Raw genomic sequence first — 23,429 nt, forward strand, 5'->3', positions numbered from 1 at the left:
TCGCGGGGCTTTTTTTTGCTGATGATTTGAGGTGAGGCTTTCAGCTCGGTCGTGCAGGAGGGCGACAGTTGTCGGGGCGCGCGCAGAGTCGGGGTCAAACCAGCGAGAGATGAGCATCCCTGCTCGAAACAACAGTGGTTACGTTTTAGAAACGATTCAGCCTTCAGACGCCTTGGGCGGTGATTGCTGGGCAAAATCTATCGTGCCGTTAACCGTATTTGGCAATCCGATGTTTCCCACTAAGTTAGTGACTTCTTTGCCCGTACGCTCGCGTGGCGATAGCCTGATTAATGTCGCGGTTTTTTTGCTACCACACACCAGTTTTCTGAAATCAGAGAGTCCTTTCCCTAATGATTTAGGGACGTTCACCCCCACGCTTCTGACGCCCATTGCGGTGAGACGAAACAAGGATTTCGCCGTGCCGGCCACTGCCCCCGGTAGATTAAACATCGACAGCACTGCTTTACCCGCAACGGCTAACTTGGCAGCTATCGACCCTGCCTTTGCGACCGCGCTGACGGCACTGGCGGCCACAAACAGAGCACCTACAATTTCCAAGCCCAGCCCAATAGCGCCCACGGCAACACGACGGCGATCGCCTGAGGCGAGCTCTTCGATATTGCCTTTGAACGGAATCAGGGTATTGATGACGAAATTATCAATAGCATCCAAACGCTGCTGAACGGCTTCGTTATACGTCGTGCCTGCAGCTTGCTTCATCAGCAGCAAGGGGTCGACGAGCAAATTTTCCAGTTGCAGGGCTCTAAGAATTTCAGCCGTTCGTGTCGATGAATAGGTATTGGGCAAGCCCGCTGATGCGTCCTGACGCTTAGGCGGCGCGGGAAAGTGCGCGACGACCTCAATATCAACCGGCAGTGTCGGGCTTAGGCGCCGGCGCATGATTTTCCCGAAGGAATCGGTACCCGAATCACTCATAAACGTCATGGCGTCGACCAGTTCCGCGCGTTCTGCGTAGCGGTTAGAGCCAGGGAGAAACTCATAACACTTGGCGCCCGACGCATCTCTGAGAAATAGAACAGGCCCGATTTTTTGCTGAGCCTCTTCTTGATTGAGGTCGCCCTCTTGAGTCGAAGCGCCATAGACGGTGACTTCGCCAGACTCTAACCTTCGCCTGTCTTCAACAGGCAATTCGCTCATCAGCATTTTCGTGGCAATGCCCTGATAGGTTGCCAAGCTTGTAATGCCCTGCACGACGGGCAATAGAAACACGCTTTCGATCGGCTTCAACTTTACAAGTTGATTCTTCAATGCCTCGAACGCGGTTTTATCTGAAGGGTTGATAAAGTTCCATTCTTTCGTGTTTATATTTTCAGCCGTCAACTCGCCTGACAAGTATAAATCCTTGATTGAACAAGGCCCCGCTGCAAGCCCAAGGACAGTGGTATCAGGTTTCCACGCGTTGATGGCTGAGTTCGCAATGTTGCTCAAGGGTACAGCGTTAACAACTGAAGAACTGGGCTTGAACAGTACCGTCCTTTTACTAAAGAACTCACTCTGGCCAGGGCAAACACGCTCCAATTCCTGTTCACCTACATGCGTGCGGGCTTTAAGTAATGAGCTGGCCTTATCAAGGCTGGCGGCCACTAGCCCAGTGTCCTCCACGCGCTTGTTGTAAGCAATTGCCGCGGCATTCAGCGCTGTGGGTGAGTAATCATCCTCCTCGGTCACGACCCCCTGGGCCAAGGCCCAATCGTATATCGGTCCGGCACAGTGCATTGCTTCCAATTGTTCGTGTTCAGGCGAGACCGGCCTCAGTAAGGCACGAGAGCCAAGTTGTTCTACACTCATCAGCCGCGAACTGCCTTGAGATGCCATTTCCGCCAGTGCCGTGTGGACGCGCAGGCTGACCAGTGGCAACGTCCCCACACGTACAGTATCCGCGCCCTTCACCAGAAACTCGGGGGCGACGGTCGACAACAATGCATGCGTGACCAGTATGGCTTGCTCGAGGGGCAGTTGTTTTTCTCTGGCCAGGTGTTGTTCAAGCTCAGTACGCACCTCGAACAGGGTTTTTCCTGCGTTTGATGCCGAGTACAGGTTGTAGCCGCCGATATGATTGCGCTGCGTACCCAGCGTTGGATCTATGATCAGCAGATCACGGGTAAGGATCAGCTGTTTGCGATAGCTTGGCGAAGCCTTCCCGCGCACCTCTGCCCCGTCGTCTTTAAGTGCAGCAAGAATGGGCTCACAGCGCCTCAGTCCTGCACCTTGAGTCAACGCTTGGCTAATGAGTTCGTCGGCATTCTGGCGGATGGATACCGGGCTCTGGCCTGCCCAGGGTTTGGGTGAGCAATCAAGCAGTGTCAACTGTGGGGGTATGTTGTTGCCGGGTGCTGAGCGGCGGACTCTGATACGTTGCCCCTCGGTCAGGGAATCAGGTGATTGCTGATCTTCCAGAAAATTACGGGCATAGCTGCCAAGTGGTGGTTCTGGTGGTAGCGGGTTGAGTTTCCAATTCACAATGTTGCGCAAGTCGCTGGCAGTCATGACGGCCGGTAATTCGCTCGACGTTGCATAGCGCAGCAATTGCCATACATCGCCGATTGAATGTGATCTGATTATTTTTCCAGTTGCTTCCGATTGCTGAATGGCACTGTCGAGCAGTTGCGCGAGCGTGGGATGGGCCAGAACTTGCTCCGTCACGTTGCGCCACGGTCCAGATGTGCCGTTGGCGCTGACCATAAACTGCCCATTCTCCAGCCGAACCTGGGCATTCACGCCTGTGCGGTTTGCGCTCAAGATGGGTGCCATCAGAGGATCGCGCATCAAGCGCTTCACTATTCTGAGCCCCGAGCGATTGGCAATCCCAAGTGACGACCCCGGTGCAATGTCCTGGGAAATCGCTCTGAGGTCGATGTCCTCGTTGTCTGGTTTGTCCTTGAGCTTACTGAGCAGCGTATTTATCAATGCGCTTTCATTTTCTACATCCATGAACTCACGCTCTGCCAGCTTGCGCATTTCAGGCGACCGCAGGGGGTCTTCCTCAACAGGCTTTACCGGAAAACCGGTGGCTTTGAGAGCGTCGGCATCGGTACTGTTGATGGGCCAGCGAACGCCGTAGAACGCCGCAATCTCAGCGGGCAAAAGCCTGGTTCCGGGGTTGCTCAGGCCATTTGCTTGCGGATCAAGCATGGCAGCACTGGCAATCACCTGCCGTCCGATCGGCCACCAACCGCTGCCATCAGACGGGGTAAATGTAGTGATTTTACCGGTATCTTGCGCTTGTACCGTCAGGGTGGACCCCACTATGTGAAACCTAGGCATCACGAAATTTTGCGCCCTTACCCAAGCCTGCAGGGACGGCGCGTTCCACGCGTCAACAAAGTGGCCCATCCATTTGCCAATCGACGTCTCTGGCGACAAATCTTGAAAGCGCCAATCGTCTTGGTGCCCGCTACTCAGCAGGGTGGCCAGTTCAGCGTCAGCTTCAGCGGTTGGTTTAACGGCAACCGCCAGCTTGTCCGTTTGGCCGGTTGACGTCGCCAGGTTCAGCTCACCGGGTGACGGATTTGATTGGTGTGAGAGCGCACTGTTGCCTGTATCAACACGGGATAAGCTCATTAGACGTACTCCAGAGAAAGGAGCCTAATAATCTGAGAGCCGCCCCTTCGAAACGGATCGGCTTATTCTGAAGCGCAGTGCAGCAAGTGTATGTACACATTACCTCCTGCTAATCAACGCATGAGCCTGCGTCACAAAGACGGCAACGCGTCACTCAGAATCAGGCTGCGGTAGTGCCCTGGGTTTGAGCCGGACCATTTGCGGAAGGCTTTGTAGAATGAGCTGACATCAGCAAAACCAAGGCGCACGGCAATTTCAACAAAACTGATATCGGCCTCGGCAAGCCAGACAATCGCCAGTTCCTTGCGCACGCTATCCTTGAGCCCCTGATAAGTCTGCCCTTCATCTGCCAGGCGGCGACGCAAGGTTGACGCCGATATACACAGGTTGGCCGCCAAGCCTTCGGTTTCGGGCCAGGTATTGGCAGGCATATGGCGCAGATCATTTTTGATGCGATTGGCCAGGCTCGCCGGGTCGCGGTACTTGACCAGTATGTTGGCCGGCGCATGCGCCAGGAACCGCTTGAGTTCTTCCGGGCTACGCTTGATCGGCAGGTCGAGACAGTCGGCAGAAAAGATCATGCGCGTGCGTGGCCGATCAAAGCGCAGGTTGTCGGAGAACATCACGCGGTAGTCATCACAGAATTGCGGCTGCGGGCAACGCAGCTCAATGGCGAGTATCGGGATACGCCGACCCGCCAGCCAACAGGCCACGCCGTGGACGATCATCCAATAGGTGAAATAGGTAAACGCGCGTTTGGGTTCGGGTTCGAGCAAGACGATTTCTGCCAGGCTCTGTTGGCGCACCAGCTGTGCAGGCATCTGCTCGAACATCAGCGACAAAAAACCCAGGCCGGTTTCCAGGCCGGCATCCAGGCTCGGTTGCGCCATCGCGGCGCGGCACAGGAACGCCAGGCTGCCAGACTTGAGTTGGCGCGGGTCCATGCCAAAAAACTCATCGTCCATGCGCCGCGCCAGCAAGCGCCACAGGCGTGCGTAGGCCGTGGCGGGCACGCGAGCGTCGGGCTGCTCGAGCAGCGCCGGGTCTATTCCGACCTTGCTCAAGGCTTCAACCGTGGCCGTGCCGGGCGCGCAGCTCTGCAGCAAGGCTTCGCGCACAAGATGGATAGAGATGGTGTCTTTTTCCGCCATGGGAATCGGGCTATTCAATGCTGCAAAAGATGGGATGCATCATAAGGGCGGTTGCGATTCGCCACCACCGTTCAGCCGCAGTTCAGCAAAGGTCAATATTGGCTGTTTAGTAATGAGTATCATTATGTTACAAATTAGCATCCTATCCAGCCTTGATGCGGTGCCGAATGCTCGTTCCCTTTCTAATCATGCTGCGCGAAGGCATTGAAGCCGCATTGATCGTTGGCATTATTGCCAGTTACCTGCAACAGACCGGCCGTGGCCAGTGGATGCCCGCCGTGTGGATCGGCGTGTTCCTGGCCGCTGCGTTGGCCCTGCTGGTAGGTGGCGGCCTGGAACTGGTCAGTGCGGAGTTCCCGCAGAAACAACAGGAATTGTTCGAAGGTATCGTCGGCTTGGTAGCCGTCGGCATCCTCAGCTCCATGGTGTTCTGGATGCGCAAGGTGGCGCGCTCCATCAAGCATTCCCTGCACGAATCCCTGGATCATGCACTGGCCGGCTCCAAGCACCAAGTCATCGCGCTGATCGCCATGGTGTTCTTTGCCGTGGCCCGTGAAGGTCTGGAAACCGTGTTCTTCCTGCTCGCCGTGTTCCAGCAAAGCGAAGGTCCGGGCGCCCCGATTGGCGCCCTGCTCGGCTTGATCCTGGCGATTATCGTCGGCTTCCTGATCTACACCGGCAGCATGCGCCTGAACCTCGGCGCGTTTTTCCGCTGGACCGGCCTGTTCATCCTGGTGGTGGCCGCCGGCATTCTTGCCAACTCGGTGCAGGCGCTGCATGAAGCCGGGGTGTGGAACCACCTGCAAACCGTGTTGTTCGACTTCAGCGCCGTGCTGCCGATGGACAGCCCGTTGGGTTCGGTGCTCGCCGGGATGTTCGGCTACCAGGAAGCGCCGACCGTGAGCACCCTGGGTGCCTATCTAATTTATCTGGTAGTGGCGCTGGTGATGTTCTTCCTGCCCTCGGCCCCTGCCAAGCCTGTCGCCAAACCTTCTTCCGTTTCCAGCCATTAAGGACCGTCTCTTGTCCAACCCAACCCTTCAACCGGCACCGCCGTCGCGCGCCCTGCGCTGGGCAGTGGCCGGCTCGGTGGTGGTGATGATCGCCGCCGGTGCGCTGTTTTATTACGCCGCGCAATTGGCTGCCGCCAAGCGTCAGACCAACCACAATGAAATCGCCGTGACGATTCACGCTCACGCTTGCGAGCCGAATGAAATCAGCGTGCCCGCCGGGCGCGCGAGTTTTCGCATCATCAACCGCTCCGACCGCGCGGTGGAATGGGAAATCCTCGACGGCGTGCTGGTGATTGAAGAACGCGAAAATATCGCGCCGGGCCTAAGCCAGGTGATCAACGCCAACCTGTTGCCCGGCGACTATGCGATCACCTGCGGCTTGCTGAGCAACCCGCGCGGCACCTTACATGTCACGCCAACCGCCGAGTCCGATGCCCAGGCCAAGGCCAAACCGTCGATGGTGGCGTTTATCGGCCCGCTGTCGGAGTTCCGGGTGTACCTGAGCGGCCAAGGCAGTGCACTGGTCAAGGCCGTGACCGCGATGCAGCAAGCCATTGCCGCCGGTGACCTGGCCCAGGCGCAGGCGCTGTATGTGCCGGCACGTGAAGCGTATCAGCGCCTGGCTCCCGCCGCGCAACGTCTGGCCGAGCTGGACAACGCGATCAACGCCCGCGCCGATTACTTCGAAAAACGCGAGCAAGACCCTGCGTTCAGCGGCTTCCACCGCCTCGAATACAGCCTGTTCCAGCAGCGCAGCCTCGATGGCCTCGGCCCGATCGCCGAGCGCCTGGTCACTGACGTCACCACCCTCAAGCAACAGCTGCTTGCGCAATCACTGCCGCCGGAACAACTGGTCAGCATTGTGGTGCGCAACCTCAACAGCCTGGCGGATGTGCGTGCCGCCAGCGGTGAAGAGGAACGCTACAGCCATATCGACTTGAACGGTTTTGCTGCCAACCTGGAGGCTGCCCGCAAGGTGGTCGACCTGATGCGCCCATTGCTGACCAAATCGGCGGCGGACCTGTTGCCAAAAATCGACAGCGCGCTCGATGCCTTCGATGCCCAACTCAACAGTTTTAAAGTCGACGGCCAGTACAGCCGCTACGACAGCGTCACGGCCGATCAGCGCAAGCAGATCGCCGACAAGGCCAAGGCTCTGGCCGTTGCACTCGATGGAATCGACCCCGCCCTTGGCCTTTCCGGCCTGCAGTGAAGACGACCTAATAGATGAGTGATTCAGAACAGTTTTCCGCGCAACGTCGCCGTGTCCTGCTGGGCATGGCCGCCACCGGTGCCGCGATTGCCGGCAGCACCCTGACCTGCCCGGCCATGGCCGCCGCAGCCGAGCAAGTCACCACCGCACCACGCAGTGACAAGACCCAGGACCACCACGACTTTTTCGGCCAGCACCAGACCGGCATCGTCACCCCGCGCCCGGCCTGCGGCATGCTCGTCGCCTTCGACGTGCTGGCCAGCGATCGCGAAGACCTGGAGCGCCTGTTCCGCACATTGAATGAGCGCATTGCGTTTCTGATGACCGGCGGCACCGTGCCGCAAGTCGACCCGAAACTGCCGCCCACCGACTCCGGAATCCTCGGCCCGGTGGTCACGCCGGATAACCTGACCATCACCGTCTCGGTCGGCGAATCGCTGTTCGATGAGCGCTTCGGCCTGGCGGCAGCCAAACCCAAGCGCCTGAGCCGCATGGTCGGCTTCCCCAACGATGCGCTGGAACCCGCGCAGTGTCACGGCGACCTGAGCCTGCAATTCAGCTCGAACACCCCGGACACCAATATCCACGCCCTGCGCGACATCGTGAAGAACCTGCCCGACCTGCTGCTGGTGCGCTGGAAACAGGAAGGCAGCGTACCGCCCCAGGCACCGGCCAAACCCGGTGAACCGGCGCAGAGCGCACGCAACTTCCTCGGTTTCCGTGACGGCTCGGCCAACCCGAACTCCAACGATGCCAAGGCGATGGACCAGATCGTCTGGGTGCAGCCCGGCAGCGACGAACCGGCGTGGGCCGCCCACGGCAGCTACCAGGCCGTGCGCATCATCCGCAACTTCGTCGAGCGTTGGGACCGCACGCCGCTGCAGGAACAGGAAAGCATCATCGGCCGTATCAAACCGACTGGCGCGCCCATGGATGGCGACAAAGAAACCCAAGTACCTGACTACAGCAAAGACCCGCAAGGCAAGTTGACCAAGCTCGATGCGCACATCCGCCTGGCCAACCCGCGCACCCCGCAGACACAGGCCAACCTGATCCTGCGTCGGCCGTTCAACTACTCCAACGGCGTCAACAAAAACGGTCAGCTGGACATGGGGCTGTTGTTCATCTGCTACCAGGCTGACCTGGAGAAAGGCTTTATCAGTGTGCAAACCCGGCTCAACGGCGAGCCCCTGGAGGAATACCTCAAGCCGGTTGGCGGCGGGTACTTCTTCACCTTGCCTGGGGTGACGGGGCCTAAGGACTTCCTTGGCCGCACGCTGCTCGCTGCAACGCACTCTCAAACCACTGCCAAGACCTAAAACAAACCCAGAGCGGAAAAGCCCCATGAAGAAGTCGACTATCGCGTTGTCGTTGCTAATGACCCTTTCACCGTTGGCAGCCTTCGCCGCCACCGCGCCTCTGGACCTGGTAGGCCCGGTGTCGGACTACAAGATCTACGTCACCGAAGAAATCGGCGAATTGGTCACCCAGACCAAGGCGTTCACCGATGCCATCAACAAAGGCGACCTGGCCACTGCGCAGAAGCTCTACGCACCGACCCGCGTGCACTATGAGTCCATCGAGCCGATCGCCGAGCTGTTCAGCGACCTCGACGCTTCGATCGACTCGCGTGTTGACGACCACGAGAAAGGCGTGACCGCTGAAGACTTCACCGGTTTCCACCGCATCGAATACGTGCTGTTCTCCGAAAAGACCACCAAAGGTCTGGAAGCGCTGACCGCCAAACTCAACACCGACGTCAACGACCTCAAAACCCGCGTGGATGGCCTGACCTTCCCGCCGGAAAAAGTCGTCGGCGGCGCAGCAGCACTGTTGGAAGAAGTGGCTGCCACCAAGATCTCCGGTGAAGAAGACCGTTACAGCCACACCGACCTGTATGACTTCCAGGGCAACATCGACGGCGCGAAGAAAATCGTCGACCTGTTCCGTGGCCAGATCGAGAAGCAGGACAAAGTCTTCCTGGCCAAAGTCGACAAGAACTTTGCCGCCGTGGACAAGATCCTGGCCAAGTACAAAACCAAGGACGGCGGTTATGAGACCTACGACAAGGTCAAGGAAACCGACCGCAAGGCCCTGGTGGGCCCGGTCAACACCTTGGCTGAGGACCTGTCGACCTTGCGCGGCAAGTTGGGTCTGAACTGATTAAAAGCCCCGAGCCATGCATTCATACCGCAAGGCACGGCTCGGGGCTTATCGGTGCTTAGTTCACCGGTGCGTCGGGCTTGAAGTCTTCAATTGGCGCTCCAGTGGGTGTCTGCGTTACCGGATCAATCGCATACCATTTAGTGTCTATTTGTACCGCATATGTCGGGCAACTTCGACTCACGCCCAGCTGGCTTCCTGGGTAAGCGCCGGCCTCCTGCCGTGGGGCTAACGCGTCATACGCCCCAAGCCCCCAACGGCATTTCTCAAAGGCGGTGGTCGTCAGAAAAAAGCCTGGCCCCACACAAACCAATTCGCCTCTGAGCACCTGCCTGGCTGCCCCCAGGGCTTTGGGGCCAATCCTGAGCACATCAAAAACCCCGTCCAGCGGGTTGAACAAACCGCGCAACGTTTTCGATCCACCCTTCAGCGCGGTCATCGTAAACGCACGACTGCCGAACGGCACAACCGTTTTGAACCCACTGAAAAAGCCACGTAACCCACCGGTAAACGCAAAGGAAGTAAAGTCGATCACCAGCCCCTTCAAGCCTGCGCCAATGTTGCCGTCGGCGATATCGGCAATCGCCCCCACAAATGGGATCAGGCTTAATACCATCCTGAGGTTTTCACGGGTAAAGACCTTTCCGGAATCAAACGGATAACTGCGTCTTCTCTGTAGCGTTGTCGGCGCGTTGGCGTATTCCAACAGCGTCTCGCGCTTCACATCGAACGTAGCGTTGACGATGGCCCTGGCTATATCGTTGGTTTTTTTCGACGCCCAACTGTTAGGCACAGCACCTGGCGTGCTGCTGGCCCACCTCGACGAATTCTGCCCCGGCAACGTCTCTCCGAACTTTTCGATAATGGCCTTGGTTCGCACGCCGGGACGCAGCTCGCTGCCTGTCTGATAGGCCTGAAGGTCAAAATCTACTTGTGTTGCCTTGCGATAGTCCGCAGGTACATTGGCAAAAGGACCATACGGGACCGTCCCCTTTTCAATCACCCCGTCCAACTTTAGCGTAGAGAACAGCAAGTTACGCTTGCACACTTTCATGGACCCCGGGAACATTTCGAGACAGGTATAATCTCCCTCTGGCCCCTTGTTCTTGTAGCGCAACAACACACCCTGCTTGGCCCTCTTTTCGACCACCTTCGAGTCGCTCCCCTGATCCTGGGCCAGGGATTCCCCGGTTTCCTCACGCAACGTGAAAATCTCCACATCGCCGGACTCCAACCCTGTGCGTACATCCAGCGGTGCATTGGCGATCATCAGTTTGATCACCGTTTCCTGTGCGCGACGACTGTCGGCCAGGTATTGGTCCACTGCCGGCGCTACCAGCGGCTTGATACGTGGAAGCTTCTTGATTCTTTCTTCAAAGGTTTCCTGGGAGATAGTGGGGTGCGTGAATGCGTATTTCTTCTCGCCAAAAAGTCGCGTATTCACCCACTGCTGAGCCACGAAAAAAGGGTCCTCCTCAGGTTCTCCGGCAAGGATCAACTCGGTCAACAACGGGGTACGTGTTTCCAGGTGGCCCTCGTTTCTGGCGTCATACGGTTTGTCGGTCACCAGCGTCAACTTGATCTTGGCGATCTCATCCCGCGTCATTTCGGGAAACAACAGAACCAATTGATCAATCAATAGGCTCGTCTGCGAAGGTGGCTCACTTGTCAGGCTCTGGAAGGCCGCGACAGTACTGCTCTGGCGGTCAGCAAACGCTTGCGCGGCCGCCCGATAATCCCCTGCGGAATAAGTCCCATCGCTGGTTTTGGGAAACACACCGGCCATCACCGCCCAATCCAACAGAGGCGCAGCCCCCAGGCATTTGATCAGCGTCTCGTGCTCCGGCCCCATGGGTTCGAGTCGGGTAAGGGCTTGCGCCTCCGAGATGTTCAATGCGCGCGAACTGCCTGCCCCACTGAGTTTTTCCGCCATGGCGCAACCCAGGCGCAGGCTCATCCAAGCGGTCGAGCCCACGCTGACTTGGCCAGGAGACAGCTTGAGCGCCTCAGGTGCCTGTGGCGATAACCCAGGATCCGGTTTGATCAGAAACTCGGGGGCCGCCTGTGCCAACAACATATGGGCGATCAAGGGCGCGGTATTGACGTCGGCACCCTTTTTTCTCAATAAGCCTTCAATGTCAGCACGTACTTCGTCCAAGGTACGACCAAGGTTGTTGGGCTGATAAATGTCGTAGCCCGCAACCATCCCAGGCTTGCCAGGCATCTGTGCATTGACGCTGGCCTTGATGGTGGCCGCCAGGAGTTGATGGCGGGTAGCCTTTGACAGCTGTTTGCCGCCGGTAACCTCAGCCATATTCAACTGCTGCGCCAATGCCTGAGCCTTGATGATCGCCTCGTGCGAGTCGAAAAACTGCTGCAGTTGCAGGTCAGGGTCGCGGGGCAAATTTGTCCGGGCCATATGGCTGGCGAACAGTTCGGACACCGAGCCAGGCCCGCTGGACGCTGCCTTCAACACGTTCAGGTCAGCGGGCGACAGCGCGCCAGGGGCCCATGTATAAGGTGACAAACGGGCATAGTCACCCTGCGTTGGCGCGGGTGGCAGCTTGGCGGTCAGCCAACTGATGGCCGAATTGATCTGCGTAACCGTTTCGGGGCTTCCCAGCCCGGAAAACGCCAGTACTTGCCGCACGTCATAAACGGCCTGGGAGTACAGGGCATTCCCGGTCGCCTTGCTCATCTCTACCAGTTGATGGAGGTCGTTATTGAGCGCGTGGATAGCGGCTTTTTCGGCCGGGCTGCCACCTATCGAAACGTTGTAGATCTCTTGGTCAAGAATGACTTGAACACTGATCCATTGATTGGCCGAGTCACGTATCTCAAGGCTTCCATTGGATATCCTGTAAACGCTCTCAGCACCACCCAGACCGGACCTCTCGATGAAAGCCTTGAACGCCGGCCTGCCCAGCCACTCAACAAAACGTTCACGGGGCGCATGACTTTTGTGTGCCAGCGTCGATTCAGGATAAACGGTGGCGTACTGCGCGCTCAGAGTGGGCGTATCACCCTCCCCACGGTCCTTGACCAACCCTCGCAACTGAGAGGTGAGGTGCGTTCGCACATCAATGTCACTGTTGTGCTGCATGAGCTGCTCATACTGCCGGCGCCACTGGTCGCGATGCTGGTCGGATATCGGCGGCCAGCCGTGTTTTTTCAGGCGTTTCCCAAGCGCCTTTGCATCTATTTGAGGGGCCGGATATTCCACACCGTAGAATTCAAGCACCGCATTAAAATCGCGAAATTTGACCGTGTGCTGGCCCGGCAGCAATACACCCATATCACTCGGCTTCAACTGCTTCACTGCCGCACTCACTTTCGCGCTGACCTCCCACCAGCCGGAGCCGTCGGTGGTCGTGAAGGTTCGCGCGACTGTTTTGCCGTCAACCACCACTGTGCCTTCGACCCTGTCGCTGAAAACAAGCGCAGTTGATAGATCCAGGCCTTTGGATGTGAGCCAGGCCTGCACCTGTGGCTCGTTCACCGCCTCAGTGTAGGCATCAATGAAGGGCCTTATCGAGGCACCTGGAGGAAACGGGTCGGCGTTCAGTTTGTGGGTAGTCAGCAGATGAGTGAGGGTTTTCTGCAGGCTGCTGTCGGCTTTTTTTGCTTGCGCCAATGCGGGATAAACCGCTGTTTTGCGCTCAGCGTCGGGGGCGTGCGCGTCACTTTCAGACGCAACCTCGCGCGTCTTGCGTATCGATGCGGGTTCAAACTTGAATTGCGTCAGCTGTCCGCGTACCGGGCGGGGTGCGCCTGCAGGCGGCCCGTTTTCAATCATTGGCAAAACAGCGGGGTCAGGCGTTGCAGGCTTTACAGCAGGCCCCGTGGGGAGCTGCATCTGAGACAGGTGGGGATGACTGACAACTGTAACGCTACCCTTGGCAAGGCTTGTCGACATTCAAAAATTCTCTCTACCGGTTGGGTTGATGAGAGTTCTCGTCCCTAAAAACAGTCGGTTAAGAAAATATTAAGAATTCTTGAGATGCAGAGTAGGAAATTTCTCGATTGACTGAGGAATAGTGTGAAAACCTGAGCGCTTGAACCGGCACCGAAAGGATGTGCCCGTTGTGGGCCACCATCTGGCGACCAAGCCCTTGCGGGTGGGAGATCCACTCAATGAGCGCAGGTATGTGCGCACAAGCGAGTGGCAGCGTGCACGTCCCTTAGATCTGTTCCACAGAGAAATGTACGAACCTGGGTGTAGGCAAACTCTCAAGATGGCGAAGACCTTCTGAGAGTTTGCGGTAACGCGTCCGCTTTCCTACAAGATCCGGTAAAGCAACCGCTCAATCCGCACCCGGCTGACCCGGCGCAAAAACTTGCCGACTGCTGGCGGATACTCCACCAGGGTCTGCAATTGCTGATACCGCTCGATGCGCGTGGTGTGCTGGAAGATCTGCGCGAGCTCTGTGCGCCGCGGCGCCAGCCACTCGCCCTTGGGATCATCGATCAGCAAGGCATTTTCCAGATCGAGGCGGAATGCCCGTGGGTTGAGGTTGTTGCCCGTGAGCAAGGTGTAACGCTGGTCGACCCACATACCCTTAAGGTGATAAGTGTTGTCGCCGTCACGCCATAAGTGCAGGTTCAACTGGCCGCTGTCGATCATCGGCTGATGGCGTTTGGCGAAGCGGCGCAGGCTGATTTCATACAGGTAAGGCAAGGCCGAGATCACCTTGAACGGCTCGCTGGGCGGGATGTAGAAATCGTTGGCGGTTTTGTCGCCGACGATAATGTCGACCTTCACCCCACGCGCCAGGGCGCGGTTTATTTCGCGGGTCACCGGCAGCGGCAGGTTGAAATACGGCGTGCAGATGGTCAGTTGATGCTGGGCACTGGCAATGAGTTCGAGGATCACCCGGTTCAACGGATTGTTCTTGCCCACACCCAGCAACGGGCTGACCGACAAGTGCCCATTGGGCAGCAAACCTGTGGTGGTGTCGTAGGTCGCGTGCTTCAAGCGGCTGCGCAAGTCACCGATGTCATTGCGCAGGCTGCGGGTGGTCGGCAGGTTTGGCAGGTCCAGGCGATGCACGGCTTTGGACGCGACCAGGCCGTGTTCCACCAGGTGTTGCATCGAATCAGCCAAGGACTTGCTGTGGATCAGGTGATAGCGGTCAAAGCGGTATTTGTCGAACTTGTGCAAGTACACATTGTTCAGGCTGGCGCCGCTGTACAGCACGCTGTCATCGATCACAAAGCCCTTGAGGTGCAACACGCCGAACAGTTCGCGGGTTTGCACCGGCACGCCGTACACCGGTACTTCGCTGGCGTGGGAGTGGGTCATGGCCTGGTACCAGGCGCTGTTGCCCGGCTGCTTGCCGGCGCCGATCAGGCCGCGCTGGGCGCGCAACCAGTCAACCACCACCACGATATCCAACTCGGGCCGTGCCGCCTTGGCGGCGTGTAAGGCGTCGTAGATTTCCTGCCCCGCTTCGTCCTGCTGCAAGTACAGCGCGACGATGTAGATGCGTTGTGTGGCCTGGGCGATTTTTTCCAGCAGGCACAGACGGTACGCAGCGGCACCGGACAGCACGTCGATGGCATCGGGAGACAGCGGGAAACCACGCAGTTTGGGCAACAGGGAGCGTTTGAAGAACGACGGCATAAGGCTCGCAATGGGTCGAATCCGAAGAGGCACAGAGCTTACACCATGGGGCTGCTCAGGTCTCGTCGTGGCCAATGGAAAAAATTTAATTGACCATGAAGAACGATCGTTCTACTGTTTGTTGCATGAACGATATTAACAGCAACGAAACCCGCGACATTATCCTCGACGTCACCCAGAAGTTGATCTATCGGCACGGCATCGCCGCCACCGGCATGGAGTTACTGGTGAAAACCGCCGGCGTCTCACGCAAAAGTATTTACCGTTACTTTGCCAATAAAGACGAGCTGGTCATCGCCGCCCTGCAACGCCGCGACGCACGCTGGATGCAGTGGCTACGCACTGAAGTGGAACGCAGCGAAGGCAGCGGCGAGCGCCTGCTGGCGCTGTTCAGCGCACTCAAGGCCTGGTTTGGCTCGGCAGACTTTCGCGGCTGCGCCTTTATCAACACCAGTGGCGAAACCGGCGATGCGCAAGACCCGGTGCGCCTGCTGGCCAAGGCGCATAAACAAAAACTGTTCGAGTACGCCCTCGAACTGTGTAAAGCACATGGCACCCCCGACCCCGAACGGCAGGCAGCGCACCTGCTGATTCTGATCGATGGCGCCATTACCGTTGCCCTGGTCATGGGCGATTCAACAGCAGCTGATAATGCGCAATGCATGGCGCGAACGTTATTAGGACTTTGAACGCACAGGCTGAGCAACTTTCGACAACACCTTGGTATTGATAGGAGCTGCCCCATGTCATCGACAGCAGAACAACGTCCGCCGCTGCCACCGTTCACGCGTGAATCGGCCATTGAAAAAGTGCGCCTGGCCGAAGACGGCTGGAACTCCCGCGACCCGCAACGCGTGTCGCTGGCGTATACCCTGGACACGCAGTGGCGAAACCGTGCCGAATTCGCGCATAACCGCGAAGAGGCCAAGGGTTTTCTCACGCGCAAATGGGCCAAGGAACTGGACTATCGTCTGATCAAGGAGTTGTGGGCATTCACCGACAACCGTATCGCCGTGCGCTATGCCTATGAGTGGCATGACGACTCCGGCAACTGGTTCCGTTCCTATGGCAACGAAAACTGGGAATTCGACGAAAACGGCCTGATGGCCAACCGTTTTGCCTGCATCAACGATCTGCCGATCAAAGCAACCGAGCGCAAGTTCCACTGGCCGTTGGGCCGGCGCCCGGATGATCATCCGGGGTTATCCGACCTCGGCCTGTAAGCCACACGCATAGGTATCTACACAACCGGTTATTGTGGCGAGCAGGCTTGTCCTGCGTTGGGCTGCGAAGCGGCCCGAGTGAAGGCACTGCAATTTTCCTGAAAAAACTCGGCGTCCGGGTTAGGGGCTGCTTCGCAGCCCAACGCAGGACAAGCCTGCTCGCCACAGGAGAAATTGGCGGCCTTCAAGCCAGCTCCCACATTGGACCATCAGCCTCTGTCAGTCCTGATTCAAGCCGACGCGATACAGTACGCCCTTGTCCTCATCGGTCAGCACATACAGGAAGCCGTCCGGCCCCTGACGCACATCGCGAATCCGTGCCTTCAACCCGCCCAGCAGGCGCTCCTCGTGGATCACCTTGTCGCCATCGAACTGCAGGCGAATCAACTCCTGGCTGGCCAACGCGCCGATAAACAGGTTGTGGTCCCAGGCTTTGAAACGCTCGGCGTCATAGAACGCCATGCCACTGATGCCGGGTGATTTTTCCCAGACGTGGTGGGGTTCCACAGTGCCCTCCACAGCCTTGCCCTTGGCTTCCGGAATCGGCGTCAGCGAATAATTGATGCCGTGGGTTGCCAGGGGCCAGCCATAGTTTTTGCCGCGCTCGATGATGTTTATTTCATCGCCACCGCGCGGGCCATGTTCGTTTTCCCAGATCGTTCCGCTCCAGGGGTTCAACGCCAACCCCTGCGGGTTACGCTGGCCGTAGGACCAGATCTCCGGGCGCACGCCCTGCTGGCCCACAAAGGGGTTGTCGTCCGGCACACGGCCATCCGGGTAAATGCGCACGACTTTGCCTTGCAACTTGTCCAGGTCCTGGGCCGTCGGCCGGTCATTGTTCTCGCCCAGGGTCACAAACAGGTAGCCGTCCCGGTCGAACGCCAGTCGCGAGCCGAAGTGATTGCCGGTCGACAGTTTGGGCTCCTGGCGCAATATCACTTTGAAGTCTTTGAGCCCGCTCAAATCATCGGCCAAACGCCCACGCCCCACGGCAGTGCCGGCCTTGCCACCCTCGCCGCCGCCTTCGGCATACGACAGGTAGACCAGGCGGTCTTGCTTGAAGTCTGGCGACAGCACCACGTCGAGCAAACCGCCCTGCCCTTTGGCCCACACCTGCGGCACGCCGGTCAGCGGCGCAGAGAGCTTGCCGTCCGGGCTGACAAAGCGCAGGTGGCCGGGGCGCTCGGTCACCAGGAAGCCTTGTTTGTCCGGCAGAAACGCCACGGCCCACGGGTGATCGAGGCCTTTGGCAATGGGGGTGGCAGTGATGCTGCCTTGCTCACTGGGGAACTGCTGGGCATCCGCCGCCATGACGGCCGTCACGGGCAGCAGGGTTGCGCAGATAGCGGCTAACAGGGTTTTGCGTAAAAACATAAGACAGAGTCCTTACCGGCGATTGCCGTTGGCATCGTAAGTGGGCGCTTTGGGTGCAGTGGCAGGACGGCTCGGGGCCGCGTTACGCGTCGGGTAACGATTGCCGATACCGCCGTTTTCCACGGTCGGTGCAGGGCCGGTCGGCGCGGGTTGAACCCCGCGGGTGGCGGCCGGCGCATTGGGCTGGGTGCCCTGCATGCTGTTGGGGTTAGCCCGATGGATTGGGCTGTTATTGGTGTTGTAGCTGCCGGGCAGGTTCTGCGCCTGGGCCAACGGCGCGAGGGCCAGGCCCAGCGCGACTACGGCGAGGTAACGCACACAGCTGTTCATGACAAAGCCTCATTGGGGCGAGTAGTACGTGCTTTCGATAACACGCTACGCCTTGGGTTCGGCTTTCGACATTAAATAGTTTCTCATCAGATGTAACACGATCTGTCCGCGCATCCGTCCGCCGAAACTTTTGCGCCAGCCTGCGAGTCACCAGAACACCGACTCTTCTCAAGGAACCGCAGCCATGCCAAGGGCAATCTGGAAAGGCGCCATCAGTTTCGGCTTGGTCCATATCCCGGTCTCGCTGGTCTCGGCCACGTCCTCCCAGGGCGTTGACTTTGACTGGCTGGACAAACGCAGCATGGACCCGGTGGGCTACAAGCGCATCAACAAGACGACTGGCAAGGAAGTCACCAAAGACAATATCGTCAAGGGCGTGGCCTTTGAGAAAGGCCGCTATGTGGTGCTCAGCGAAGACGAGATTCGCTCGGCCCACCCCAAGTCGACCCAGACCATCGAAATCATTGCCTTTGTTGCCGCCGACCAGATCCCGCTGCAAAACATCGACACGCCCTACTTCCTGGCCCCGGACAAACGCGGCGGCAAAGTTTACGCGCTGCTGCGTGAGACCCTGAAAAAAACCGCCAAGGTCGCCCTGGCCAATGTGGTGCTGCACACCAAACAGCACCTGGCAGCGCTGATGCCGCTGGAATCAGCGCTGGTATTGGTGATGCTGCGCTGGCCCGCCGAAGTGCGCAGCCTCGACGAACTGGAACTGGGCAGTGACGTCACCAAACCGAGCCTGGCCAAGGGCGAATTGGACATGGCCAAGCGCCTGGTCGAAGACATGAGCGCCGACTGGCAGCCGGACGAATACCGCGACAGCTTCCAGGAAAAGATCATGGCGCTGGTGGCGAAGAAGGCCAAGGCCGGCAAAATAGAAGACGTCGAAAGCCAGCCAGGCAGCGAAGAACGCAAATCTGCCGATGTAATCGATCTGACCGAACTGCTCAAGCGCAGCCTGGCCGGCAAGCCCGCAGCAAAAAAAACGACCGCGAAAAAAACCAGCAAAAAGGCCTCTTGAGCCCGCCATCAGCAGGAGAACGCCATGGCCAAGCCCCTGAGCGAATACACGCGCAAACGCGACTTCGAGATCACCGCAGAGCCCGCAGGCGATGCACCTGCCAGCAAATCCAAAGCCTCGGCATTGTCATTCGTGATTCAAAAACACGACGCGCGCAACCTGCACTATGACTTTCGCCTGGAACTTGATGGCGTACTCAAAAGCTGGGCGGTGCCCAAAGGCCCGAGCCTGGACCCCAGCCAGAAACGCCTGGCGGTCCACGTTGAAGACCACCCACTGAGTTACGGCAACTTCGAAGGCAATATCGCCGCCGGGCAGTATGGCGCCGGCGATGTGATCGTGTGGGATCGGGGGGTCTGGCAGCCTCACGACGATCCGCACAAGGCGTATGCAGCCGGCAAACTCAAATTCACCCTGGTCGGTGAAAAACTCTCCGGCGATTGGGCGCTGGTACGCACCCGCCTCAAGGGCAGCGGCGACAAGGAGCAGTGGTTGCTGATCAAGGAAAAGGATCAGCAAGCCCGCCCGGCCACAGACTACGACATCGTAAAGGCCCAGCCCAAAAGCGTGCTCAGCGATGCCACCGTGGGCAAGCCCGCGCCTGCACCGCGTGCAAAGCGCCAGAAAGCCAAGACCGCCCTGCCCGATCAATTCGCGCCACAACTGGCCACCCTGGTCGACCGCGCCCCGCCCGGCGATTGGCAATACGAGATCAAATTCGACGGCTACCGCATGCTGGCGCGTATCCGCGACGGCGATGTGCGCCTGTTCACCCGCAACGGTCATGACTGGACCGAGCGTTTGCCGCGCCAGGTCAAGGCCCTTCAAGCCCTCAAGCTCAAGGACAGCTGGCTGGATGGCGAAGTGGTCAGCCTTAACGCCGATGGTTTACCGGACTTCCAGGCGTTGCAAAATGCGTTCGATATCGGCCGCAGCCTGGACATCGTTTACTACCTGTTCGATGCACCTTTTTTACACGGAAAAGACCTGCGTGAAGCGCCCGTGGAACAGCGCCGTGCTGCGCTTAAATCCGCGCTGTCGGGCAGCCGCAGCAAATTGCTGCGGTTTTCCGAAACCTTCGCCGCCAACCAACGCGACATCTTCGAAAGCGCCTGCGACCTGGCGCTCGAAGGCGTGATCGGCAAGCGCGTCGGCAGCCCGTATGTGTCCAGCCGCAGTGCCGACTGGATCAAACTCAAATGCCGCCTGCGTCAGGAGTTTGTGATTGTCGGTTACACCCGCCCGCAAGGTTCGCGCACCGGCTTCGGCGCGTTGCTGCTGGCGGTCAATGACGACAACGGCTTGGTGTATGCCGGGCGTGTCGGCACCGGGTTTGATCAGCACGCGCTCAAAGCGATTTACGCCCAGCTCACGCCTTTGGCGCGCAAAACTTCGCCACTGCAAAACCCGCTGACCAGCAGCCAGGCACGCGGCGTGCACTGGGTGGAGCCCGAGCTGGTCGGCGAAGTCAATTTCGCCGAATGGACCCGCGAAGGCGTGGTACGCCAAGCCTCATTCGTGGCGATGCGCAGCGACAAGCCTGTGGCGCAGATCATCCATGAGCAACCGCGCGCGGCCAAATCTCTCAAGCAGGCCTCAGTGCCGAAAAAAGCCGGCAACGGCGTGAACATCACGCACCCCGATCGCGTGATCGATCCACGAAGTGGCACGCAAAAGCAGCAGTTGGCAGACTTTTACGCCAGCATCAGCGAATGGCTCCTGCCGTTTCTGCGCCACCGGCCGGTCTCGCTACTGCGCGCGCCGGATGGCATCGAAGGCGAGCAATTCTTCCAAAAACATGCAGAGCGCCTGGCCATTCCCCATATCAAACAACTGGATCAGAACCCCGACCCTGGCCATGCACGGCTGATGGAAATCGACACCACCAAAGCCCTGCTCGGCGCCGTGCAGATGGGCACCATTGAGCTGCACACCTGGGGCGCGACTGCCGACAAAATCGAAACCCCGGACCGGTTTGTGCTCGATCTCGACCCGGACCCGGCGCTGCCCTGGAAAAGCATGCTGGAGGCCGCGCAATTGACCCTGTCGGTACTGGATGAGTTGGGCCTTGAGGCGTTCGTCAAAACCAGCGGTGGCAAAGGCCTGCACGTGGTCATCCCGCTGGCGCGCCGGGACGGCTGGGAGACAGTAAAGGCCTTTGCCAAGGCCATCGCACAGTTTATGGCACAGCAACTGCCTGAACGCTTTACCGCTACCAGCGGCCCGAAGAACCGCATTGGCAAGATCTTTATCGACTACCTGCGCAATGCCCGCGGCGCGAGTACGGTGGCGGCCTATTCGGTACGGGCACGCCCGGGCCTGCCGGTCTCGGTGCCGGTGAGCAAGGACGAACTGAACGGGTTACGCGGTGCGCAGCAATGGACGGTGGCTAATCTGCATGAGCGTTTGAGCACGCTCAAGGATGACCCCTGGGCCGGTTACGCCAACCGGCAGAAGATCAGCAAGAAGATGTGGGACAAGCTGGGGGCGCAGCCGCCACAGTGATTGGCATCCAGCGTCCGCCGCCGATACGAAAGCGTCGGGGATCGCTTTGGCCAGGCCCCCAGCAAAGCCAACACAGCAAGCAAACCACCAGCGTTCTTGAATACGGTACCGCGCTTCATGCAAAAACCTCTACGAACAGGGATGGTGTTTGTGTGCCGACATCCCTGTCGTTAAGGCTAACGTTTGGCGGGGGCCATAAATTCCGGCCCGATTGGATCTTTTATCGTGCTGGCAAGAATACGGTCGATATGTGTCAGGTCATCGGCGGTCAGGTGCCAGCCAAACACCTCTTCAAAACCCTTCAATTGTTCCGGGCGGCGCGCGCCCCACAGTGCAATGGTCGGGCCTTGGTCCAACACCCAGCGCATGGCCAGGGCCAGCACCGACTTGCCATGGCATTCGCGCGCATAGCTGTCCAGCGCCGCCACAGCCGCCAGGTATTGCTCGAAACGCGGTGCCTTGAATTTGGGATCAAGCTTGCGCACATCATCCCCGGCAAAGCGGGTGGCCGAGTGCATGCTGCCGGTCAGCAAGCCACGGCACAGCGGGCCATAGGCCAACAGCACCAGCGAGCGCTGGCGGGCATAGGGCAGGATGTCGCTGTCGATGGCGCGCTCGAACAGGTTGTAGGGCGGCTGCACGGTGGCCAGCGCCGTGTGCCGACTGAAGTCGTCCATTTGCGCGCAGGAATAGTTGCTCACGCCAACGGCGAGGATCTTGCCCTCGCGGCGCAGGCGCTCGAGCTCTTCGGCGGTTTCTTCCTGGGCCACCAGCGGGTCGGGCCAGTGCACCTGGTACAGGTCGATATAGTCGGTGTCCAGGCGCACCAAAGAGTCTTCGACTTCTTTGCGGATGCGCCGCGCCGTGGCATTGCGCCGGGTGGTGCCGTCGTCCCATTGCAGGCCGGCCTTGGTGGCAATCACCGCGCTGTGGCGCATGCCGCGCACGGCCTTGCCGATCAGTTCTTCGGACAGCCCAAGGCCATACACCGGCGCAGTGTCGATCAGGTTGATGCCGCAGTTCAATGCATGACGAATGGTCTTGATCGACTGCTCGTTGTCCGCACCGCCCCACAAATGCCCCCCCATGGACCAGGTGCCGAGGGCAATCCGCGAGACGGCCTTGTCGATGCCGGCAATCCGGAGGGTCTCGATGCGCATAAAAAACTCCTCGAAGAGCAAAAATACGTAGGAAAACAATTACTCTAGATCATCCGATGTTGAATAGGGCTCAACGCCCCATGCAACCGAACTCCTAGTAAAGAGGCTTGATATGGCGGCTTTTAATCGTTCCGAATTGGCCGATCTGAATGTGTTCATGGCGATCATCCGGCGCCGCAGTTTTCGCCATGCCGCCCATGAGCTGGGCGTGACCACCTCGGCGCTGAGCCACACCATGCGCAACCTCGAAACGCGCCTGGGGGTCAAGCTGCTGTACCGCACCAGCCGCGCGGTGGAACCGACTGACGCCGGCACCCTGCTGGCGGAAAAACTCACCCAGGGCTTTGCCGTCATCCAGGACGGTCTCGATACCCTGGAGCTGCACCGCGAAGCGCCGATTGGCCGCTTGCGCATCAATGTGCCACGGGATGCAGCCGTGCTGCTGTTGGCGCCGATCCTCGGCGACTTCACCGACGCCTACCCGCAGTTGCGCCTGGACTTGATCGTCGAAGACCACATGCTCGACATCATTGCCGAAGGCTACGACGCGGGTATCCGCTACGGTGCGACCGTGCCACAGGACATGGTCGCGGTGCCGCTGACCGGCGCACTGCGCTGGATCATGGTCGCCTCCCCCGCCTACCTCGCCCGTCGCGGTACACCTCAGGTACCCAAGGACCTGCTGGAGCACGCGTGCATCCGCATGTACCTGGGCGACAAGACCACCTACAAATGGGAGCTGGGCAACGGTGCGCGCCAACAACGCATCGATGTGCCCGGGCACTTCAGTGCGGCCGACACAGAAACCATCGTCAATGCTGCGTTGCAAGGCGTGGGGATTGCCTATTGTTTGTCCGACCGCGTGCAGCAGCAGCTTGCCGAGGGCCGACTGGTGGAAGTCATGCCGGACTGGGCCTGCATGGGCGAACCGCTGTGCATGTACTACCCGAGCCGCCGCCAGTCGCAACCGGGTTTGCGCCAGTTGATGGATATGATCCGGATGAAAACCATCGGTTCGCAGTTAATGGAAACACATTGAACCTGGGCCAGGCAGGTTGGCCTGGAGGG

16 protein-coding genes are annotated in these 23,429 nt (G+C 59.0%); 9 read left to right on the plus strand and 7 right to left on the minus strand.

Translation table 11 applies throughout. The features are described from left to right. Nucleotides 1-156 precede the first annotated feature (156 nt). Together AB4P96_RS17555 and AB4P96_RS17560 are read right to left on the minus strand one after the other, a co-directional pair. Nucleotides 157-3,582, minus strand: a complete 3,426-nt coding sequence (locus tag AB4P96_RS17555) for a hypothetical protein (protein ID WP_395599867.1) — start codon at nucleotides 3,580-3,582, stop codon at nucleotides 157-159. A gap of 131 nt (nucleotides 3,583-3,713) precedes the next feature. Beyond that, entirely contained in the window at nucleotides 3,714-4,733 is a 1,020-nt protein-coding gene (locus tag AB4P96_RS17560) for an AraC family transcriptional regulator (protein WP_017135539.1), read from the minus strand. 167 nt (nucleotides 4,734-4,900) lie between these two features. Between AB4P96_RS17560 and efeU the strand changes: the two genes are divergently transcribed. From efeU to efeO (AB4P96_RS17580), 4 genes are read left to right on the plus strand one after another with little or no spacing between them, the layout of a single operon-like run. After that, on the plus strand, nucleotides 4,901-5,746 hold the full coding sequence (gene efeU, locus AB4P96_RS17565; protein WP_099549836.1) for an iron uptake transporter permease EfeU: 846 nt from the start codon (nucleotides 4,901-4,903) through the stop codon (nucleotides 5,744-5,746). 10 nt (nucleotides 5,747-5,756) lie between these two features. After that, nucleotides 5,757-6,959, plus strand: coding sequence for an iron uptake system protein EfeO (gene efeO / locus AB4P96_RS17570; RefSeq protein ID WP_177034621.1), 1,203 nt, complete (start codon nucleotides 5,757-5,759; stop codon nucleotides 6,957-6,959). 14 nt (nucleotides 6,960-6,973) lie between these two features. Further along, nucleotides 6,974-8,278, plus strand: a complete 1,305-nt coding sequence (gene efeB / locus AB4P96_RS17575) for an iron uptake transporter deferrochelatase/peroxidase subunit (protein ID WP_017135536.1) — start codon at nucleotides 6,974-6,976, stop codon at nucleotides 8,276-8,278. 25 nt (nucleotides 8,279-8,303) lie between these two features. Continuing rightward, nucleotides 8,304-9,122: an iron uptake system protein EfeO gene (efeO, locus tag AB4P96_RS17580; protein WP_017135535.1), complete on the plus strand. Its 819-nt coding sequence runs from the start codon at nucleotides 8,304-8,306 to the stop codon at nucleotides 9,120-9,122. A 58-nt stretch (nucleotides 9,123-9,180) separates the two neighbouring features. Here efeO (AB4P96_RS17580) and AB4P96_RS17585 read toward each other — a convergent pair whose 3' ends face one another. Both AB4P96_RS17585 and pssA read right to left on the minus strand, forming a co-directional pair. After that, nucleotides 9,181-13,038 carry a hypothetical protein gene (locus tag AB4P96_RS17585; RefSeq protein WP_395599868.1) on the minus strand — a complete coding sequence of 1,286 codons (3,858 nt, stop codon included), beginning with the start codon at nucleotides 13,036-13,038 and terminating at the stop codon, nucleotides 9,181-9,183. A gap of 363 nt (nucleotides 13,039-13,401) precedes the next feature. Next, nucleotides 13,402-14,745, minus strand: a complete 1,344-nt coding sequence (gene pssA / locus AB4P96_RS17590) for a CDP-diacylglycerol--serine O-phosphatidyltransferase (protein WP_017135533.1) — start codon at nucleotides 14,743-14,745, stop codon at nucleotides 13,402-13,404. Nucleotides 14,746-14,870: 125 nt separating this feature from the next. On the opposite strand from pssA, the gene AB4P96_RS17595 reads away from it, so the two are divergent. Together AB4P96_RS17595 and AB4P96_RS17600 are read left to right on the plus strand one after the other, a co-directional pair. Beyond that, complete coding sequence (locus tag AB4P96_RS17595; RefSeq protein WP_099549841.1) at nucleotides 14,871-15,434, plus strand: TetR/AcrR family transcriptional regulator; 564 nt, start codon at nucleotides 14,871-14,873, stop codon at nucleotides 15,432-15,434. A 54-nt stretch (nucleotides 15,435-15,488) separates the two neighbouring features. Next, on the plus strand, nucleotides 15,489-15,968 hold the full coding sequence (locus AB4P96_RS17600) for a nuclear transport factor 2 family protein (protein ID WP_017135531.1): 480 nt from the start codon (nucleotides 15,489-15,491) through the stop codon (nucleotides 15,966-15,968). Between the two features lie 219 nt (nucleotides 15,969-16,187). On the opposite strand, the gene AB4P96_RS17605 is transcribed toward AB4P96_RS17600, so the two are convergent. Both AB4P96_RS17605 and AB4P96_RS17610 read right to left on the minus strand, forming a co-directional pair. Next, nucleotides 16,188-17,342: a PQQ-dependent sugar dehydrogenase gene (locus AB4P96_RS17605; protein ID WP_170038323.1), complete on the minus strand. Its 1,155-nt coding sequence runs from the start codon at nucleotides 17,340-17,342 to the stop codon at nucleotides 16,188-16,190. Nucleotides 17,343-17,354: 12 nt separating this feature from the next. Beyond that, nucleotides 17,355-17,672, minus strand: coding sequence for a hypothetical protein (locus tag AB4P96_RS17610; RefSeq protein WP_099549844.1), 318 nt, complete (start codon nucleotides 17,670-17,672; stop codon nucleotides 17,355-17,357). A 184-nt stretch (nucleotides 17,673-17,856) separates the two neighbouring features. Between AB4P96_RS17610 and AB4P96_RS17615 the strand changes: the two genes are divergently transcribed. Together AB4P96_RS17615 and ligD are read left to right on the plus strand one after the other, a co-directional pair. Further along, nucleotides 17,857-18,696, plus strand: coding sequence for a Ku protein (locus tag AB4P96_RS17615; protein ID WP_395599869.1), 840 nt, complete (start codon nucleotides 17,857-17,859; stop codon nucleotides 18,694-18,696). A 24-nt stretch (nucleotides 18,697-18,720) separates the two neighbouring features. Further along, nucleotides 18,721-21,201: a DNA ligase D gene (ligD, locus tag AB4P96_RS17620; protein ID WP_395599870.1), complete on the plus strand. Its 2,481-nt coding sequence runs from the start codon at nucleotides 18,721-18,723 to the stop codon at nucleotides 21,199-21,201. Nucleotides 21,202-21,377: 176 nt separating this feature from the next. Here ligD and AB4P96_RS17625 read toward each other — a convergent pair whose 3' ends face one another. Then, nucleotides 21,378-22,361 (minus strand): aldo/keto reductase, encoded by a 984-nt coding sequence (locus tag AB4P96_RS17625; RefSeq protein ID WP_099549847.1) that lies wholly within the window; start codon nucleotides 22,359-22,361, stop codon nucleotides 21,378-21,380. A gap of 112 nt (nucleotides 22,362-22,473) precedes the next feature. Here AB4P96_RS17625 and AB4P96_RS17630 point away from each other — a divergent pair, with 112 nt between their 5' ends. Next, nucleotides 22,474-23,400, plus strand: coding sequence for a LysR family transcriptional regulator (locus AB4P96_RS17630; protein ID WP_017135525.1), 927 nt, complete (start codon nucleotides 22,474-22,476; stop codon nucleotides 23,398-23,400). The last annotated feature ends 29 nt before the right edge of the window (nucleotides 23,401-23,429 follow it).

It is taken from the genome of Pseudomonas sp. B19125 (assembly GCF_044218855.1).
GTDB classification, from domain to species: domain Bacteria; phylum Pseudomonadota; class Gammaproteobacteria; order Pseudomonadales; family Pseudomonadaceae; genus Aquipseudomonas; species Aquipseudomonas edaphica.